General features: G+C 72.6%; 14 protein-coding genes, 1 tRNA gene, 1 other RNA gene and 1 pseudogene. 11 read left to right on the top strand and 6 right to left on the bottom strand.

Annotated features, from left to right (window positions below):
• Window positions 1-463, top strand: a pseudogene (locus ACLU3S_RS27905) (hypothetical protein); the annotation flags it as partial.
• Between the two features lie 226 nt (window positions 464-689).
• Here the strand turns inward: ACLU3S_RS27905 and gap are convergent.
• Window positions 690-1688, bottom strand: a complete 999-nt coding sequence (gene gap, locus ACLU3S_RS27910) for a type I glyceraldehyde-3-phosphate dehydrogenase (protein WP_413954722.1) — start codon at window positions 1686-1688, stop codon at window positions 690-692.
• Window positions 1689-1796: 108 nt separating this feature from the next.
• On the bottom strand, window positions 1797-2753 hold the full coding sequence (locus ACLU3S_RS27915; RefSeq protein WP_413954723.1) for a GlxA family transcriptional regulator: 957 nt from the start codon (window positions 2751-2753) through the stop codon (window positions 1797-1799).
• 63 nt (window positions 2754-2816) lie between these two features.
• Between ACLU3S_RS27915 and ACLU3S_RS27920 the strand changes: the two genes are divergently transcribed.
• Window positions 2817-2963 carry a hypothetical protein gene (locus tag ACLU3S_RS27920; protein ID WP_413954724.1) on the top strand — a complete coding sequence of 49 codons (147 nt, stop codon included), beginning with the start codon at window positions 2817-2819 and terminating at the stop codon, window positions 2961-2963.
• Between the two features lie 137 nt (window positions 2964-3100).
• On the opposite strand, the gene ACLU3S_RS27925 is transcribed toward ACLU3S_RS27920, so the two are convergent.
• Together ACLU3S_RS27925 and ACLU3S_RS27930 are read right to left on the bottom strand one after the other, a co-directional pair.
• Entirely contained in the window at window positions 3101-5530 is a 2430-nt protein-coding gene (locus ACLU3S_RS27925; RefSeq protein WP_413954725.1) for a helicase C-terminal domain-containing protein, read from the bottom strand.
• 319 nt (window positions 5531-5849) lie between these two features.
• Window positions 5850-7346, bottom strand: a complete 1497-nt coding sequence (locus tag ACLU3S_RS27930) for an MFS transporter (protein ID WP_413954726.1) — start codon at window positions 7344-7346, stop codon at window positions 5850-5852.
• A 101-nt stretch (window positions 7347-7447) separates the two neighbouring features.
• On the opposite strand from ACLU3S_RS27930, the gene ACLU3S_RS27935 reads away from it, so the two are divergent.
• Complete coding sequence (locus tag ACLU3S_RS27935; protein ID WP_413954727.1) at window positions 7448-8320, top strand: helix-turn-helix transcriptional regulator; 873 nt, start codon at window positions 7448-7450, stop codon at window positions 8318-8320.
• Window positions 8321-8335: 15 nt separating this feature from the next.
• On the opposite strand, the gene ACLU3S_RS27940 is transcribed toward ACLU3S_RS27935, so the two are convergent.
• Window positions 8336-8965, bottom strand: a complete 630-nt coding sequence (locus ACLU3S_RS27940; protein ID WP_413954728.1) for a sulfotransferase — start codon at window positions 8963-8965, stop codon at window positions 8336-8338.
• Between the two features lie 461 nt (window positions 8966-9426).
• On the opposite strand from ACLU3S_RS27940, the gene ACLU3S_RS27945 reads away from it, so the two are divergent.
• The 6 genes from ACLU3S_RS27945 (at window position 9427) to ACLU3S_RS27970 (ending at window position 15894) form a co-directional block, all read left to right on the top strand.
• The gene (locus tag ACLU3S_RS27945; protein ID WP_413954729.1) at window positions 9427-9924 is read left to right on the top strand and encodes a MaoC family dehydratase N-terminal domain-containing protein; all 498 of its coding nucleotides are present in this window, start codon (window positions 9427-9429) and stop codon (window positions 9922-9924) included.
• Window positions 9921-10355, top strand: a complete 435-nt coding sequence (locus ACLU3S_RS27950; RefSeq protein ID WP_413954730.1) for a MaoC/PaaZ C-terminal domain-containing protein — start codon at window positions 9921-9923, stop codon at window positions 10353-10355. The genes ACLU3S_RS27945 and ACLU3S_RS27950 overlap by 4 nt, the downstream gene beginning before the upstream one ends.
• A gap of 359 nt (window positions 10356-10714) precedes the next feature.
• Window positions 10715-12826: an aminodeoxychorismate synthase component I gene (gene pabB, locus ACLU3S_RS27955; protein WP_413954731.1), complete on the top strand. Its 2112-nt coding sequence runs from the start codon at window positions 10715-10717 to the stop codon at window positions 12824-12826.
• The gene (locus tag ACLU3S_RS27960) at window positions 12823-13740 is read left to right on the top strand and encodes an aminotransferase class IV (RefSeq protein WP_413954732.1); all 918 of its coding nucleotides are present in this window, start codon (window positions 12823-12825) and stop codon (window positions 13738-13740) included. The genes pabB and ACLU3S_RS27960 overlap by 4 nt, the downstream gene beginning before the upstream one ends.
• Before the next feature lie 6 nt (window positions 13741-13746).
• Window positions 13747-14688, top strand: coding sequence for a diiron oxygenase (locus ACLU3S_RS27965; RefSeq protein ID WP_413954733.1), 942 nt, complete (start codon window positions 13747-13749; stop codon window positions 14686-14688).
• 54 nt (window positions 14689-14742) lie between these two features.
• Window positions 14743-15894 carry an acyl-CoA dehydrogenase family protein gene (locus ACLU3S_RS27970; protein WP_413954734.1) on the top strand — a complete coding sequence of 384 codons (1152 nt, stop codon included), beginning with the start codon at window positions 14743-14745 and terminating at the stop codon, window positions 15892-15894.
• 316 nt (window positions 15895-16210) lie between these two features.
• On the opposite strand, the gene ACLU3S_RS27975 is transcribed toward ACLU3S_RS27970, so the two are convergent.
• Window positions 16211-16298 (bottom strand) — tRNA-Ser (locus ACLU3S_RS27975).
• Between the two features lie 97 nt (window positions 16299-16395).
• Here ACLU3S_RS27975 and ffs point away from each other — a divergent pair.
• Window positions 16396-16494: signal recognition particle sRNA small type (ffs, locus tag ACLU3S_RS27980), an RNA gene on the top strand.
• 57 nt (window positions 16495-16551) lie between these two features.
• Window positions 16552-17831, top strand: a 1280-nt coding sequence (locus ACLU3S_RS27985; protein WP_413954735.1) for a DNA polymerase III subunit gamma and tau, incomplete at its 3' end; no start/stop codon positions are given.

Genomic DNA, 17831 nt, shown 5'->3' on the forward strand with positions numbered 1-17831 from the left:
GCTCACGGCCCGGCGCAACCGCATGGGTCTGGAGCGGCCGCGCCACCCCACCTGGATGGCCGACCGCATGCGGTCGGCCGATTCCCGGATCTGGCACGAGTACGGCCTCGACCTCGCGGTCTGCTGGGCCCGGCTCTGGCTGGTGCTCCCCGACACCTCCCGCGCCGCCGTGCAGTCGGCCCGCGACCGCCTGGCCGGCACGATGCTCCTCGCGGGCTGGGCGGTGCTGTACACGCTGCTCGGCGCCCTCTGGTGGCCGGCCGCCCTGCTCGGCCTGGCCGTCGGGCTGACGGCGTGGCGGCGGGCCCGCGTCGCGGTGGACGCACTCGCCGAACTCGTCGAGGCGGTCGTCGACGTCCACGGCCCCGACCTCGCCACCGCTCTCGGCGTGCCCGTCCCGGGCCAGCGCCTCGTGCCGCCCATCGGGCACGTCCTGGTGGAGCGGTTCCGGAAGTCGTCCTGACGGTCGCCGTGCCAGGGCGGTACGGCGACCGAAGGAAGGCGCGCGGCTTCCTCGGCGGGGCTAGCGGTCCGTGGACCGGCCTGTGTTCGTCCGCCGGGGCGAGCGGTTCGTGGACCGGCCGCCGTTCGTCGGGTGGACGAGTGGCCCCGGACCGGCCTCGGCCGAGGCGCAGCCGCGGGGGTGCCGTCGTCCGGCCCGACGGGACAGCCGGTGTCCCGTCCCGGCGTCAGCGCGTGGCGAGGAGCTCCAGCGTGTCGATCACGCGGTTCGAGAAGCCCCACTCGTTGTCGTACCAGGCGACCACCTTGACGTGGCGGCCTTCGACGCGGGTGAGGGCCGAGTCGAAGATGGACGACGCGGGATTGCCCGTGATGTCGGACGACACGAGCGGGTCCTCCGAGTACTCGAGGACGCCGGCGAGCGGCCCCTGCGCCGCGGCGCGGTACGCCGCCAGCACGTCGTCGCGCGTCACGTCGCGGGCGACGGTCGTGTTGAGCTCGACGATCGAGCCCACCGGCACCGGTACGCGGATCGAGTCGCCCGACAGCTTGCCGTCGAGGTTCGGCAGCACCAGGCCGATCGCCTTGGCCGCGCCGGTGGTGGTCGGCACGATGTTGACGCCGGCGGCCCGGGCGCGGCGGGCGTCGCGGTGCGGACCGTCCTGCAGGTTCTGCTCCTGCGTGTAGGCGTGCACCGTCGTCATGAACCCGTGCTCGATACCGGCGAGTTCGTCGAGGACCGCGGCCAGCGGCGCGAGCGCGTTGGTGGTGCAGGAGGCGTTCGAGACGATCGTGTGCAGCGCCGGGTCGTAGGCGTCGGTGTTGACCCCGAAGGCGAGGGTGACGTCGGCGCCGTCCGACGGCGCGCTGACGAGCACCTTCTTCGCGCCCGCGTCCAGGTGGGCGCGGGCCGCCTTCGCGGAGGTGAAGCGGCCGGTGGCCTCCAGGACGATGTCGACGCCGAGCTCGGCCCACGGCAGCTCGGCCGGCTCCCGCTCGGCCAGCACCCTGATCCGGCGGCCGTCGACGACGAGGGCGTCCCCGTCGACGCTCACCGGGCGTCCGAGACGGCCGGCCGTGCTGTCGTAGGCGAGCAGCCGGGCGAGCGTGGCGGGCTCGGTCAGGTCGTTCACGGCGACGATCTCGAGGGCGCTGTCGCGCTCCAGCAGCGCGCGCAGCACATTGCGTCCGATGCGGCCGAATCCGTTGATGGCGATGCGAGTCATGAGTGGTGTCCCTTCCCTTCGCCACCAGGGTCGCCCGCGTCCCGCGCCGCCGACAGTGGCGGGATCGCCATGGTTCACAAGGATCCCGCCAGCCGTGCCCCGGGCGGGCTACTCACCCCGGGTGAAGGTGCGCCGGTACTCGCTGGGTGTGGTGCCGAGGATGCGCTGGAAGTGCAGGCGCAGGTTCGCACCGGTGCCGAGCCCGACGTCGGCGGCGATCTGCTCGACGCTGCGCTGCGAGCGCTCCAGCAGCTCGCGGGCCAGGTCGATGCGGGCGCGCATCACCCACTGCATCGGCGTGTAGCCGGTCTCCTCGACGAAGCGCCGGGAGAACGTGCGCGGCGAGACCTCGGCCTGCCGCGCCAGTGTGTCGAGGGTGAGGGGCTCGCCGAGCCGGTGCAGGGCCCACTCGCGGGTGGCGGCGAACCGCTCGCCGAGCGGCTCGGGGACGCTGCGCGGCACGTACTGGGCCTGGCCGCCGCTGCGGTAGGGGGCGGCCACCAGACGCCGGGCCGCGTGGTTGGACGCGGCCACGCCGAGGTCGCCGCGCAGGATGTGCAGGCACAGGTCGATGCCGGACGCGGCGCCGGCCGAGGTGAGGACGCTGCCCTCGTCCACGAACAGCACGTTCTCGTCGACCCGGACGAGCGGATGCCTGGCCATCAGCGCCCGCGTGTAGTGCCAGTGCGTCGTGGCGCGCCTGCCGTCGAGCAGGCCCGTGGCGGCGAGCGCGAAGGCGCCGGTGGAGATGGCGGCGAGCCGCGCGCCCCGGTCGTGGGCGGCGATCAGCGCGTCGACGACGGCCTGCGGCGGGTCGTCACGGTCCGGGAACCGGTAACCGGGGACGAAGACGATGTCCGCCCACGCCAGTGCGTCGAGGCCGTGGGCGACGTAGTACGCGAGGCCGTCGCCGCCGGTCACGAGACCGGGCGTCGCCCCGCACACCCGCACCTCGTACGGCATGCTCGCCCGGGTCGTGAAGACCTGCGCGGGAATTCCGACATCGAGCGGCTTCGCACCCTCGAGCACGAGGACGGCGACGCGATGCAGACGGGGGGCTGACACAGGACGAGGCTACGTCGGGCCCGCCTCCGGCCGATCCGAACGGGTGATGCATTGCGTAAGCGGGTGATCCTGATCTACACGCCGCCCCCGCGGCTGTCGGCGACCGTCGCCAAGGTCATCGGAGACCGTCCGGGCGATCGGACGCCCAGCGGACTGTGGCCGTCCGATCATGCCGGTGTGGCGGCATCGCTGCGTCTCGGACCGGCCTGACACGGCCCTGCCCGAGCCCACAGCGTGCGGCAGCGCCCCGGCTTCGGTGAGCGCGGTGCCCTACGCGCTGTGGTGCGGGGCGGATCGAGGCCCACGCCGGCGCCGGACGTCTCGGGCAGGCCGCACCTCCTGTTCGCTCATTCGAACGTGGCGCTCATGACGCTCTCCAATCGCGAGAGGGTGAAAACGCGCTCGTCGTCCCGCAGGTGGCACCACGCTTCGAGGTAGGGCGGGTCGAGCACGAGGCGGCTGAGAGTGCGTACCGTCCGGCTCCCCGAGGCGGCGACGTACTCGACGGTGACGGGTTCACCGGTGTCGATGGCATGGGCGAGCTGACGGACGTCGCTGTACGGCAGGCGCTTCGCCCACCCCGCGACGATCTCCTCGGTGTCCGTGGCGAAGGCCGCTCCCCCGGCCGGCGGCGCGGGTTCGGGAGGCGACACAGGCGCCTTCAGCAGCCGCGCCGCCAGGACGTTCGGGTCCACTCGGGCGGGTGTTCCCGCCACGCCTGCGGCAACGCTCCGGCCGCTGCCCCTCGCGGGGCCGCCACGCTGAGCCGGTAGCGGAGCGGGCGCCCGCTGAGGCCGGGTCCTCTCGATCCGTACCGTGCCGTCGGCCGTCTCGGCGACAGGGGCGTATCCCGCGTCCCGGAGCGCGGCGAGAGTCGTGTCGATCGGGCTGCGGCTGATCAGCACCGTCGGCGCCAGCTGCCGTAGCCCGAGCTTGGCGAGCCTGCGGTGAGCGGCGAGTTCCGCCAGGAGCGCGGGCTCGTCGCCGTGCAGGACGCAGGCGGCGGGGGCGACGCGCACCCGCCCGTGGCCGCGTGCGGTGTCGGCGATCAGGTACGCCAACGGCTGCGGCAGCGGCCCGGCGGCGACGGCGGCCAGGTCGGCGGCCAGTTCGTCCGGCGAGTGCCCCGCATCGAGGGCCCGGCGGATGCTGCCGGGGCTGAACCGCCACACCGACGCCGTGCCGGTGGTCTCGCGGTCGGCGAGGGAGTCCAGCAGCGAGGCCAGTCGCGCGGACGGTGTGCCGGTGACGACGGCGGTGAGGTCGGCGCCGATCCGGGCCGTCGCGGTGGCCGAGGGCAGCAGCCGTCGGGACTCGAGTTCCAGCCCCTCCGTGTCGTCGGCCCACAGGTGGATGCCGAAGGCGGACAGGGCGCCGCGGGCGAGCACGCCCAGGATCTCGGCCTCACGGATCACCGTGGCGAACGCGGTGTCGTCCGAGGGGGACGGGTGGGCGAGCGGCCGGTGCCAGGCGATCAGGGGGCCCAGATCCGAGGAGACGGTCACGCCCTTTCTCGCCGGAAGCCGCGCCGCCGCGGCCAGCAGCCCGTGGCGGGCCTGCGCACAGCCGTCGCAGGGCGGCGCACCGGCGAGGGCGGGAAGGGCCTTGTCGTCCTCGTCACGCGCCTGTGTCGGCGTGAGCGGCAGGTTGCGCCATGCCTGGAGCAGCACGACGAACTGCTCCGGAGGTTCCTGTTCCGCCCAGGCGTCGTATGCCTCGGTGGGCGCCAGGCGACCGCCGTCGCGGCCCAGGAGCCCGGCGGCGTACGCGGTCTCGAGGGCAAGGCGTACGACGGCGTCGTCGGCCTGTGCGGCCTTGCCGATGCGGGCCAGTTCACGCGCTCCGAGCCCGCCGGACTTCAGCAGGGCCGGCGTGGTCGCCGAGCAGGTGGACAGGACCGCCACGGCATGGGACGTGAACGCCGTGGCTGCGGCCGCTGCCTCGTGGTCCACCTCCCTGGGGGTGACGGACGCCGATCGCGCGGGAGGCGGGACGGGTTGGAACGGAGCGTGCCGGCCGGCCCCGCGCAGCGCGAGCGCCACCTCGGCGGGCATGCGGGCCGGGCCGTAGCCGTAACGGTCCTGGATCAGGAGCCCACGGTCCAGGGCCCACCCGGCGCCCGGTTCGGGGCCGGGACCGCCGAACATGATGAACCGCGGCTGCCCCGACCCGCCCTCCGCGCGGCGTTCCAGCAGCTTCCGGGTGGCCGCGGGGGCTTTCGCGACCACCGAGAGAACCCGTTCCGCGTCGCTGTGGTGTTCCACCAGTGCGGCCAGTCGCCGCTGCTTGGTGCCCGGTGGTTCGAGGCCCAGCGCCGCCAGCATGCCGCGCAGCTCGTCGGAGGTCGCGTCCGAGAGCAGGTGCTCCAGCGGAGCATCCAGCCCCAGGGGCGCGTCCCAGGCCTGCCGCAGCGGTCCGGCCATGCGGAGCCTTCCGGCGCCGTCCGGCCAGACCAGGGCGTGGTCGGCCAGCACGTCCAGCACGGCGTCCAGTTCACGGGAGAGGTCGTCGTCCACCGCCCCCAGCAGCTCTGCCAGGGCATCACGGGACGCGGGCGCACCCAGCGCCGCCAGCGCCTCGGCCACCTGCAGGTGCGGCAGCGCGAGCAGTGGCAGAGCCCGCGCCACCGATCCCGGGCGCTGAAGACGGTCGGCCAGCTCCCCCACCGAGCGCGGCTCCGGTGGGGCCATGGCGTCCTTCCGTGCTGCGAGCACGCGTGCCAGACGAGAACTGTCGAGGCCGCCCAGCCATGTCGTCAGGGTTGATCGGGACTTCACGCGGGATACACCTTGTCCTACCGGGAGTTTGCGGCGGGGCCGAGGTCTCGGCGCCAGGTCCAAGAATGGCGTGGACGCGAAAGGCGCGCGACGGGGTTCGGCATCACACCCCTCCAAAGGCACAACGCCCGGCCGACGGCACCATGACCCCTGCGCCCGCGTCGCAGGCACGGACTCCACCGGGGCGGTACCTCCATGTGCCGGACGCCATGGTCAACGACGTGGCCCGGAAGATCGCCGAAGCCCTCTGGGGGTCCCCGAGACACCCTCCGTGGACACAATCAGGACACCCCAGGACAACGAGGGAGCCCGGCGCGCGTCAGGCGGCGTCGGCCGGCTTCTGGCGGGGCAGGGCGAGCAGCAGCGCGGTGGCGACGGCCGCGATGACCAGGTTCAGGATCGCCGCCGTGCCGAAGGCGTGCGCGTACTGCGCCACCCGGCTGCCGTGCGGGGTGAGGGCGTCGAAGAAGAACACGCCGATGACCGCGACGCCCACCGCACCGCCGACCTGCTGGCCGGTGGACAGGACGCCGGAGGCCATGCCGACCTCGCTCGGCCGGATCCGCCCGAGCACCGTGTTCAGGAGCTGGGGGAGCAGCAGGCCGTTGCCGAGGCCCACCAGGGTCAGCGGGGCGATCAGCGGGCCGGCCGAGAGCCGGCCGCCCTCGGCGAAGGCCATCAGCAGCGTGGCGAGGAAGCCCGTCGCGGCCAGCACACTGCCGAGTTCCAGAACGCGCCGGCCGTAGCGCGGCGTCCAGCGTGCCGCCAGCAGGCTGGTGGCGAAGAAGGCGACCGCCAGCGGGGTGTACTCGAGCCCCGCGCCCAGGGCGGACATCCCGAGACCGTCCTGCAGCATCAGCGAGAGGATCAGGAAGAAGGAGTTCACGCCGGCGTAGGCGACGACCACGAGCGTGATGCCGATCGCGAACGGGCGCTCGGCGAACAGCCGCAGGGACACCAGCGGGGCGCGGCCCGCCCGTTCCACCCGGCGCTCGACCACGACGAACAGCGCGAACGCGACCGCGCTGCCGGCGAGGCTGACCCAGGTCCAGGCCGGCCAGCCCGCGTCGCGCCCCTCCACCAGCGGGATGACCAGGAGGAACAGCGCCACCGTGAGCACCGCCAGGCCGGGCAGGTCCAGCGAACGGGCCTGCGGTGCGCGGCTCTCGGGCACCCTCCGCGCCGCCAGCGCCAGCGTGATCAGACCGATCGGGACGTTCACCCAGAACACCGGGCGCCAGGTGGTGCCGAACAGGTTCGCCGCGATCAGCAGGCCACCCACCAACTGGCCGAGGATCGTCGACACGCCGATCACCGAGCCGAGCGCGCCGAACGCGCGGTGCCGCTGCTGCGCCGGAATCAGCACCTGGATCATCGAGAAGACCTGCGGGAACATCAGCGCCGCGCTCAGGCCCTGCGCGAGGCGCGCCCCGATGAGCACCCCGGCGGTCGGCGCCAGGGCGCAGGCGACCGAGGTGAGGGTGAACAGGGCCATGCCGATCATGAACAGCCGCTTGCGGCCGAACGTGTCGCCGAGCCGGGCCCCGGTGATCAGGGCCACGGCGTAGGTGATCTGGTATCCGGCGACGATCAACTGGATCTGGCCGTCGGAGGCGTGCAGGTCGGTCTGGATGGCGGGGGCGGCGACCAGCACGATGAAGGTGTCGAGGATGGCCATGAAACTGCCGACGAGGATGACCGGCAGCGCCCGCCAGGGCGAGGTGGCGGCCGACTCCGCCGGGGTGGCCCGCCCCTCGGTCGAGTGCGGCGCGCTCGTCGGTCCGTGGGCGGCCGCGTCGGTCTTACGGTGCGTCATGTCGCCCAGCGTTGCATCGACTTCGGCCGCTTCACATGGGCGCGGATATGCTAGTGGTGGCGGCACCAGCATCGACGGCTACGTCCGTACCGGGGGATGGGATGGACAACACGGCGCAGCGGCAGGAGCTCGCAGACTTCCTCCGCGCCCGGCGCGGGCAGATCTCACCGCGTGACGTCGGGATCGAACCGGGGCCCCGCAGGCGCACTCCGGGGCTGCGGCGAGAAGAGGTCGCGCAGCTGTCCGGGGTGAGCGTGACCTGGTACACCTGGCTCGAACAGGCACGGGACATCACGGTCAGCAGGCAGGTGCTCGACAGCCTGGCGCGCGCACTGCGCCTGACGACGGCCGAGAAGCGGTACATGTACACGCTCGCCGACCAGCAGGGCGTCGTGCGCCAGAAGGCCGCCGACGCACCGAGCCCCGAACTGCAGCGCCTGGTGGACGCGCTCAACCCGAACCCGACGTATCTCATCGGACCGAGCTGGGACCTGCTGGCCTGGAACGCGGCCGAGGCCGGGCTGATCGGTGATCCCGCCCGGCTGGCCGGCCCCCAACGCAACATCATCCGCATGGTGTTCACCGACCCGGAGACCCGCGGCCTGCTGGTGGACTGGCGCGCGCAGGCCTCCGGGCTGCTCGCCCAGTTCCGCGCGGACGCCGCCCGCAACCTCGGCGACCCGCGTTTCGAGCAGCTGAGCAACGAGCTGTACGGCGTCAGCGAGGAGTTCCGCGAGTTGTGGGACGAGCACCGTGTGGCCGACTTCGGCTCCGCCCGCTGGGAGTTCGACCACCCTCGGCTCGGCCGGCTGGCCGTGGACTACGTGCGGCTTGCCGCACTGCAGTCCCCGGGGGTGAAGCTGTTCACCTGCCTGCCGGCCGACCCGGAGACCGAGGCCAAGCTCCCCGGCCTGGTCGACCCGGAGCACACGTTCGGTCCTGTCGGTGCCGGGGCGGTGGCCGGGGCGCTCTGAGAGGCCTGGGGGCGGTCAGCGGGCGGGGGCCTCCGAGAGAAGCGTCACGGCCGTGACGTCCCTCGTGTGCGACGCCAGCAGGCGGACCGTGACCACTCCGCGTCCCGCGTGGCGCAGTCGGCGCGGCTCGTCCCCGAAACCGCCGGGCGCGTCCTCGATGTGCCGCGTACGCGGGTGGTTGCGGACGTCGTCCCGCAGTTTCTGCAGGTCCGGGTGGTCCGGGTGCCGGGCGAGAGCGAGACGCAGGTCCGCCAGGAGGTGGGGTGCCCAGTCCCGCTCCCAGTCCAGCAGGACCTCGTCACGGGCCTCGGCGGACAGCAGCGCCCACTCCGTCATGTTCGCCGGCGGCCCGCCGGACGGGAACATCTGCGTGAAGGCGTCGTTGGCCGCGATGACGTCACCGGCCGGCGAGCAGACGTAGGCCATCTCCGTGTGGCTGCCGGCCCAGCGCTGCCAGTGCGGGGAGACGGGCGCCGTCGGCAGCACCGGATCGGTCCTGAAGAGGTCCAGATGAGCGATGCGCAGATGGTGGTCGCTGAAGTGCAGGATCCTGGCGACCCGCAGGAAGAGTTCGGGTGACGGCGCCAGGACGCCGTTCTCCAGTTTCTGATACGTGCCCGTACCACCTCGAAGTGCCTCGTCCATGTCGGATTGGCGAAGGTGTGCGCCGCGTGAACGTCGTGTGGAGATACGGGGCGGTAGCCCGATTAACTCGCGGGTGCCCTTTGCGCGATACCTCCGGAGAAGCTCCTGATAATCGCGGTCGGTTGGCCGCTTCTGATTCATTGTTTCCCCCGGTTTCGGATGACCTGTTAACGGAATAATTGAGTCCGTTTCGTCTCCATGATGCCGTCCGTTTCTGACGGTGGGGATACGTGCGCACCCCAACGGCACCCACTATATGTGCGCTCACAAGCCTGCCGTTGTCAGTCGTTTGTCACCCCTGAATCATTGTGTCCGGAACCGATCGGGTGCCTGATCGGCGCCGATCGGACGCGCAGTGACGTATGAGACGGCGGAAGTAAAAGAGTCGTCAATTCTTTCTGGGGCGCGTCTCCAATCACGGGGGAACCCCGAACCACGCGGGGAGGAAAGGTGGTTCGATCATGCCGCTGAATCGCGCGGTCATCGGCCGCAGTACCAAATCGGAAGCCGTCCTGGTGGTCACCGAGGACACGTTGCGCGACGCGGCGGCCCAGTTCGAGGAACCGCTCGCGGTGTACCGGGACCCGGAGGCGGCCCGTTCGCTCGGGCATCCCGCGCCGATCGCGCCACCCGCGTTCGCCTCGCGGCTGTGGTTCCGCATGGTGTGGGCCTGGCCGATGTACGAACCCGACCTCGGGCGCAAGCCCGGCGCCAACCTGCTGCTGGCCGACCTGCACACGGTCTCGCACCGCCCGGTCCGCCTCGGCGACCGGCTCACGCTGACCTCGACCGTCGCGGACATCACCGAGATCAGCCGGCAGCGCGACATCATCCACATCCACAACGAGATCGCCACCGAGGACGGCGAACCGGTGTGCAGCACGGGCTACAAGTTCGTCATCTCCCATGCGGACACCTTCGATCCGGCCGCCGGAACCGAGCGGGAGGGTGTGGCATGACCACCAGGCTGCGCTACGAGGACACCAGTGTCGGACAGGAGCTGCCGGCCAAGGAGGTCACGGTCGACCGCCTCGCGCTGCTGCTGTTCGGCGGCCAGACCATGCGGCTGGACTTCGCCGCCACCCACTGGAGCGAGCGGATCTCGCGCTCCGTGGGACTGCCCGACGTGATCATGCACGGGCCCTTCACACTCGGCAAGGTGCTGGAGATCGTCAACGGGTGGACCGGCGACCCGGGCGCCCTGGTGGAGCACCGCATCCGCTTGGCCCGGCCGGTCCCGGTCCCGGACGACGAGACAGGAGCGGTCTTCCGGCTGTCCGGGACCGTCGAGGAGAAGCTGCCCGGCAACCGGGTGCGGGTCGGGGTGACCGCCGCCTCACCCGAGGGCCAGGTGCTTGCCACCCTGCAGGCCACCGTCCAGCTCGCCTGAGAACCCGGCAACCGCCGGACGGCCGGCCCACCGCCGGCCCCTGAACCCGACGGCCGGGCGGGTGCCGCCCCGGTCCCCCTTCGCGCACACCGCCGTGCGCCCAAGGCCCCGGACGACCCGAGCCGCCACACCGGCCAGGGCTTCGTGCCCGCCGGTCGGGCGAGCGGTGTGCGGTCGGCACCGGCGACATGACCACCGTCCCCAACGGTCAGGACGAGCACGCGCGTTCACCACCTCGCACGCGCCGGCCCGCGGCGCGCTCGACCGCCGACCGCGTCGAGCAGCGGCGGCGCCCCCCACCCGACCTTCCGAGGCGAGCCCGACCGGCTGCCGAACGCCCTTGAACCAGGAGTATTCGAGTGCGCACCCTGCTAGTCGACAACCACGACTCGTACAGCTTCAATCTCTTCCAGCTGATCTCCCAGGTCACCGGCGCCGACCCGGTGGTGGTCGTCAACGACGACCCCGCCCTCGACACGATGCCGCTGGACGGGTTCCACAACATCGTCGTCTCACCGGGACCCGGCCGGCCGCAGAACGGCCGCGACCTCGGACACGTCGGAGACCTGCTGCGGCGCACCAGCCTGCCGGTGCTCGGCGTGTGCCTGGGCCACCAGGCCATCGCGCACCTGGCCGGCGGCACCGTCTCCTCCGCCCCGGAGCCGCGGCACGGCCATCTGACCAGGGTCAAGCACAGCGACGACGAACTCTTCGCGGGCATCCCCACCGAGTTCACGGCGGTGCGCTACCACTCGCTGTGCGTCCAGGACCCGCTGCCCGACACCCTGATCGCCACCGCCCGCTCCGAGGACGGTGTGATCATGGCGCTGCGCCACCGCGACCTTCCGCGCTGGGGCGTGCAGTTCCACCCGGAGTCGATCGCCTCGGAGTTCGGACGGGAACTCGTCGCCAACTTTACCGAGCTGACCCGCCGTACCGCGGCCACGCGCGCCCGCGCCGGTGAGCAGCCGCCGGCGGCGCGGGCGACGGCCGACGCAGAGCCTCTGGCCACCGGGTCCGCCCCGGCCGGGCGACTGCGGATCCTGAGCACCGACCTGCCCGAAGCGGTCGACAGCGAGGCGGTGTTCCTGGAACTGTTCGCCGACAGCCCGGACAGCTTCTGGCTCGACAGCAGCCGGGTGGAGGCGGGACTGTCGCGCTTCTCGTTCCTGGGCGACGCCGGCGGGCCGCTCAGCGAGGTGCTCACGTACCGGGTCGGCGCCGCGGCGGTCAAGGCGCGCGACGCCGCTGGCGTCCGCGTGCTCAGCGGCAGCGTGTTCGACGTGCTGCAGGCGCGGCTGCGCGAGCGCGCGGTCGATCCGGGCTCGCTGCCGTTCGACCTGACCGGTGGCTACGTGGGCTACTTCGGGTACGAGCTGAAGGCCGAGTGCGGCGCGAGTGCCCGGCACTCCGCCGACACCCCGGACGCCGCCTGGATGCTCGCCGACCGGCTGGTCGCGATCGACCACCTGGAGAACCGCACCTACGTGCTGGCGCTCTACGACGAGCGGACCGAGGACGAGGCCCGCGCGTGGGTCGAGCGCACCGCCACCCGCCTGGTGCAGCTGCGCCCGGCACCGGTGCCGGACCGGACGGACGCGGCCCCGGCACCCGACCCCGCCGAGCACCTGGTGCGCGGACAGGCCGGGTACGAGGACGACGTCCGCGCCGCGCAGCGCCAGCTGATCCGCGGCGAGAGCTACGAGATCTGCCTGACCGACAAGTTGCATCTGCCCTTCGACGACGACGACACGGAGTTCTACCGCCGGCTGCGACGGCTGAACCCGGCGCCGTACTCCGCGTTCCTGCGCATCGACGGAGTGACGGTGTTCTGCTCCTCACCGGAGCGCTTCCTGCGGATCGAGCGGGACGGGCGGGTGGAGAGCAAGCCGATCAAGGGCACCGCCCCGCGCGACGCCGACCCCGAGCGGGACGCCGCGCTGGCCGCCGAACTCAGGGCCAGTGCGAAGACGCAGGCGGAGAACCTGATGATCGTCGACCTGCTGCGCAACGACCTCGGCCAGGTGTGCGAGGTCGGCAGCGTGCACGTCGACCCGTACATGGCCGTCGAGAGCTATCAGACGGTGCATCAGCTCGTCTCCACCGTCAAGGGGCGGCTGCGTCCCTCCGTCGGCGCGGTCGACTGCGTACGGCGCTGCTTCCCCGGCGGCTCCATGACCGGCGCGCCCAAGCTGCGCACCATGGAGATCATCGACCGCCTGGAGACCGAGGCCCGCGGGGTCTACTCCGGCACCCTCGGCTACTTCGGGCTGTCCGGCGGCACCGATCTCAACATCGTCATCCGCACCGCCGTGCGCAACGGCGACGACCTGAGCATCGGCGCGGGAGGTGCGATCGTGCTCGACTCCGATCCGCACGACGAGTACCAGGAGATGATCCTCAAGGCCGACGCCCCGCTGCGCGCCTACCGTGCGCCGCTCCCGGCCGAGGCGGGCACCGCGGCCCGATGAGCACCTCCACCCCGGCCCGGACCGGCCGCTACGTCTGGGACCCGGCCGCCGGTCCGCACGGCGCCCTGCTGCCCGAGCCGGCCGCGGACCCGGCGCCGGCCACCTCCCCCTCGCTCGTCGCCGACTCGTGGCTGGTCGAGGACGGCCGGGTACGGGCGCTGCCGGACCACGCGCGCAGGTTCCGGGACACCTGCGGCCGGCTGCTCGGCGTACCGCCCGGCCAGGTCACCGGCTTTCTGCGCGCGGCCGTGGGCCTGCTGCCGCCCCGGGGGCGCTGGTTCCCCCGGGTGGAGGCCCGGCCCGGCGCGCACGGGACGCGCCTGATCCTGTGGCTGCGCCCCGCGCCGCCGCGCGGTGGGCCGGTGGTGCTCTGGCACCCCGGCATGGCGGACCCCCGTGCACTGCCGTGGGCCAAAGGACCGGATCTCGACCTGCTCGCGCGGCTGCGCGAGGCCGCCCGGGCAGCGGGCGGCGACGAGCCGCTCCTGCTGTCCCCGTCCGGACACGTCCGTGAGGGCGGCACCACCAGCCTCGTCTGGTGGCGCGGTCCCACCCTCTGTCTCCCGCCACCCGGGCCCGACCTGCTGCCCGGAGTGACGCGGGCGCTCCTGACCGCCGAAGTGGCCGAAGCCGGCCACCCGGTGGTCTTCGAGACGGCCACCGCGGCGGACCTCGCCGGTGTGCCCGTGTGGGCGGTCAACGCCCTGCACGGCATCCGGCCGGTCGCCGGCTGGCTGAACCCGGCCGGCGAGCTCCCACCACCCCCGGACTCGTCGGCCGAAGCAGGGCGCTGGCAGGCGCGCCTCGATCGGCTCGCCCTGCCTGTCCACCCCGGCCTGGTGCCCGACGCCGACGATCCGGCGCCGGGCACCGCCGCGGCCACCCCTTCCGCCGACCCGCAGCATCGAGGCTGACATCGCATGTCCACCGACACCCCTACGCAACGACCGAGCTACGAGCGCGACCTGCTGGCCCAGCTCACCCTGCGCTGGGGCCGCCGCGTCGCGGTGAAGAAGGACGAACTCGACCTCGACGGCCACTTCGACCCGGACCTGCCGGACTTCCCCGAGCACCTCGTGCCGGTGCTCGCGCTCCCCGGCCTCGAGCCGCTCGACCGGCAGGCCCGCCGACGCGTACTCGCCGCCGCGTGGATCGCGTACAACGCCAAGACGGCGGCGATCGAGAACGAGATCATCCTGCCGGCCTGCCGGCTGATGCTGGAGGAGCGCATACCGGTACGACGCGACGACGTGTCCTACACCGCACTGCACCAGACCATCGTCGACGAGCACTTCCACATCCTGATGTGCCACAACGCGGTCGGCGTCACCAAGCGCCGGCGCGACCTGGGCGGCCTGGCCTTCGACCCGCGTGGCTGGGCGGTGGTCCAGGGCCTCGACCGGGCCCGCGAGGGCCGCTCGGGCTTCGAGCGCGACCTGGTCGAGATCGCCTTCTCCCTGGCCGCCGAGACCACCATCAGCGGCTTCCTGTCCACCCTGGCCACCGCGCGGGACATCCAGCCGATGAACCGGATCACCGTGGACATGCACCGGCGCGACGAGAGCGGACACGCCGTCGTGTTCCGCGAACTCGCCGGATCGCTCTACCGCTCGCTGGACGACTGCGAACGCACGCTGTTCCGCGATGCGCTGATCAGCGGGCTGGCCGCGTTCCGGGCCGCGGACACCGACCCCTGGGTCGAGGTGGCCGCGGTCGGCGGCCTGCGGATCGAGCCCGGGCAACTGGCCGAGTGGGCCGCCGGCCGCCCGGCCCCGCGCCGCGACACCGGTCCGCTGCAACTGCTGCTCGACGACCTCGGCATCGACCAGTCACTCGTCGACGCGGTGCCGCAGGGCGGCTGAGCCGGGAGCGCGCGCCGCCGCGTTCGATCCGTCACCACGGAAAACGAGGAGAAGATGTTCACCCTGACCGACGAGCTCCAGGACATAGCCCGTACCGCGCGGGACTTCGCGGACGAGCATCTGGCTCCGTGCGCGGTGGAGTGGGACGAGACGAACCACTTTCCCGTCGACACCTTGCGCAAGGCCGCCCAGCTCGGCATGGGCGGCATCACCGTGCGGGAGGACGCGGGGGGCTCCGGCCTGTCCCGGCTGGCCGGAACCCTCGTCTTCGAGGGGCTGTCCACGGGCTGCCCGGCCGTGGCGGCGTACCTGTCCATCCACAACATGGTCGCCACGATGATCGACACCTTCGGCGACACCCGGCAGCGCGACCGCTTCCTGCCCCACCTGTGTTCCCTGCAGTTCCTGGCCAGTTACTGCCTGACCGAACCGGGCTGCGGCTCGGACGCCGCGGCCCTGCGCACCACCGCGGTGCGCGACGGCGACGCGTACGTGCTGAACGGCGTCAAGCAGTTCATCTCGGGCGCCGGGACCTCGGACGTCTACCTCGTCATGGCCCGCACCGGCGGGCCCGGCGCCGACGGCATCTCGGCCCTGCTGGTCGAGGACGGCACCCCGGGTCTGTCCTTCGGCCCCGAGGAACGCAAGATGGGCTGGCACGCGCAGCCCACCCGCCAGGTCGTGCTGCGCGACGTGCGGGTGCCGGCGGCCAACCTGCTCGGCGGCGAGGGCCGCGGCTTCCGTATCGCGATGACGGGCCTGAACAGCGGGCGGCTGAACATCGGCGCCTGCTCGCTCGGCGGCGGTGCGGCCGCCCTGGAGCGCACCGTCGCCTACCTGCGCGAGCGGGAGGCCTTCGGCAAGCCGCTGATCGATTCGCAGGCCCTGCAGTTCCGGCTGGCCGACCTGGCCACCGAGCTCGAGGCCGCCCGCGCCCTGCTGTGGCGTGCCGCGGCCGCGCTGGACGCCGACGACGCGAACGCGGTCACCCTGTGCGCGATGGCCAAGCGGGTGGCGACCGACGCGGGCTTCGCGGCCGCCGACGGCGCGCTCCAACTGCACGGCGGCTACGGCTACCTGACCGAGTACGGCATCGAGAAGATCGTGCGCGACCTGCGGGTGCATCAGATCCTGGAGGGCACCAACGAGATCATGCGGCTGATCGTGGCCCGTTCCCTGCTCGCGGCCGCCCCGCGACCGCGCTGAGGAGGACGGGAGCGCACACCCCGCCTCCGCGCCACGCCCTGTTCCCCCGGGCAGGGCGGCGCCGCCGGGCGGCGACCCGTCCGCTGCGCCGCCGTCCGGCGGATCCGTTGCCCTGATCCCGTCCGTCGACCGGTGCGGCCAGGGGCACGGGACCGGACGCCATGCTCAAGGACGCGGCTCGGAAGAGCGCCGAAGCCATCCGGGGGCGCTCCGAGACACCCGCTGTGGACAAAAACCAGGACAACGAGGTCTGAGGACAACGTCGAAGGGCCCCACCTCGCGGTGGGGCCCTTCGACATCGTGCCCGGTGAGGCACTGGCGGAGGATACGAGATTCGAACTCGTGAGGGGTTGCCCCCAACACGCTTTCCAAGCGTGCGCCCTAGGCCTCTAGGCGAATCCTCCGCCGGAAACATTACATGACCGAGGGCAGTGCTTGCGAACCCGTTCCCGCAGGCCCGCATCGGGTACAGACCGTCGGCCGCGATCGGGTACTGTTGGGCACAGCCCCTCACGCGGCGCTATCTGACTGAACTCCCCCAGGGCCGGAAGGCAGCAAGGGTAGGTCGGCTCTGGCGGGTGCGTGGGGGGCGCTTGCGTTCCCGGGCGCCCCGGAGGGCGGGACCGGTTGTCAGTGGGCGCCTATAACCTCGTAAGCGTGTCGTCTCTCGCGCTGTACCGCCGCTATCGCCCGGAGACCTTTGCCGAGGTCATCGGGCAGGAGCATGTCACCGACCCGCTGCAGCAGGCGCTGCGGAACAACCGGGTCAATCACGCGTACCTGTTCAGCGGCCCGCGCGGCTGCGGCAAGACGACCAGCGCCCGCATCCTCGCCCGCTGCCTGAACTGTGAGCAGGGTCCCACTCCGACCCCGTGCGGAGAGTGCCAGTCGTGCCGGGACCTGGCGCGCAACGGACCGGGCTCGATCGACGTCATCGAGATCGACGCCGCCTCCCACGGTGGCGTGGACGACGCCCGTGAGCTGCGCGAGAAGGCCTTCTTCGGGCCCGCCGGCAGCCGGTACAAGATCTACATCATCGACGAGGCCCACATGGTCACGTCGGCCGGCTTCAACGCGCTGCTGAAGGTCGTCGAGGAGCCGCCGGAGCATCTGAAGTTCATCTTTGCCACGACCGAGCCCGAGAAGGTCATCGGGACGATCCGGTCGCGGACCCATCACTACCCCTTCCGGCTCGTGCCGCCCGGCACCCTCCGGGACTACCTCGCCGAGGTGTGCCGGCGGGAGGACATCCCCGTCGAGGACGGCGTGCTGCCCCTCGTCGTGCGCGCCGGGGCGGGCTCCGTGCGTGACTCCATGTCCGTCATGGACCAGCTGCTCGCCGGCGCCGGAGCGGAGGGTGTGACGTATGCCATGGCCACCTCCCTCCTCGGCTACACCGACGGCTCGCTTCTCGACTCCGTGGTCGAGGCCTTCGCCACGGGTGACGGTGCGGCCGCGTTCGAGGTGGTCGACCGTGTCATCGAGGGCGGCAACGACCCGCGCCGCTTCGTCGCCGACCTGCTGGAGCGGCTGCGGGACCTGGTGATCCTCGCCGCCGTGCCCGACGCGGTGGACAAGGGCCTCATCGACGCCCCGGCCGACGTCCTGGAGCGCATGCAGGCCCAGGCTTCCACCTTCGGCGCGGCCGAGCTGAGCCGCGCCGCCGACCTCGTCAACGAGGGCCTGACCGAGATGCGCGGCGCCACCTCGCCCCGCCTCCAACTGGAGCTCATCTGCGCGCGCGTGCTGCTCCCGGCGGCCTACGGCGACGAGCGCTCCGTCATGGCCCGCCTCGACCGCCTCGAGCGCGGCGTCCAGTTCTCGGGCGGCGCCGGCACGCCCGCCATGGGGTACGTCCCCGGGCCCGAGGCCCACGGTGGCGCGCCCATGCCCCCGGTGCCGTCCGGCGGCGGCCCCGCGGCGGCCCGCGCCGCCGT

The organism is Streptomyces sp. AF1A (assembly GCF_047340315.1).
Lineage (GTDB): Bacteria > Actinomycetota > Actinomycetes > Streptomycetales > Streptomycetaceae > Streptomyces.

Bases quoted from the DNA above. Each gene is read 5' to 3' on its own strand.
- ACLU3S_RS27935 (WP_413954727.1), top strand. From the start codon at position 7,448: ATGGACAACACGGCGCAGCGGCAGGAGCTCGCAGACTTCCTCCGCGCC.
- ACLU3S_RS27950 (WP_413954730.1), top strand. From the start codon at position 9,921: ATGACCACCAGGCTGCGCTACGAGGACACCAGTGTCGGACAGGAGCTG.
- gap (WP_413954722.1), bottom strand. From the start codon at position 1,688: ATGACTCGCATCGCCATCAACGGATTCGGCCGCATCGGACGCAATGTG.
- ACLU3S_RS27945 (WP_413954729.1), top strand. From the start codon at position 9,427: ATGCCGCTGAATCGCGCGGTCATCGGCCGCAGTACCAAATCGGAAGCC.
- ACLU3S_RS27960 (WP_413954732.1), top strand. From the start codon at position 12,823: ATGAGCACCTCCACCCCGGCCCGGACCGGCCGCTACGTCTGGGACCCG.
- ACLU3S_RS27940 (WP_413954728.1), bottom strand. From the start codon at position 8,965: ATGGACGAGGCACTTCGAGGTGGTACGGGCACGTATCAGAAACTGGAG.
- ACLU3S_RS27965 (WP_413954733.1), top strand. From the start codon at position 13,747: ATGTCCACCGACACCCCTACGCAACGACCGAGCTACGAGCGCGACCTG.
- ACLU3S_RS27930 (WP_413954726.1), bottom strand. From the start codon at position 7,346: ATGACGCACCGTAAGACCGACGCGGCCGCCCACGGACCGACGAGCGCG.
- ACLU3S_RS27970 (WP_413954734.1), top strand. From the start codon at position 14,743: ATGTTCACCCTGACCGACGAGCTCCAGGACATAGCCCGTACCGCGCGG.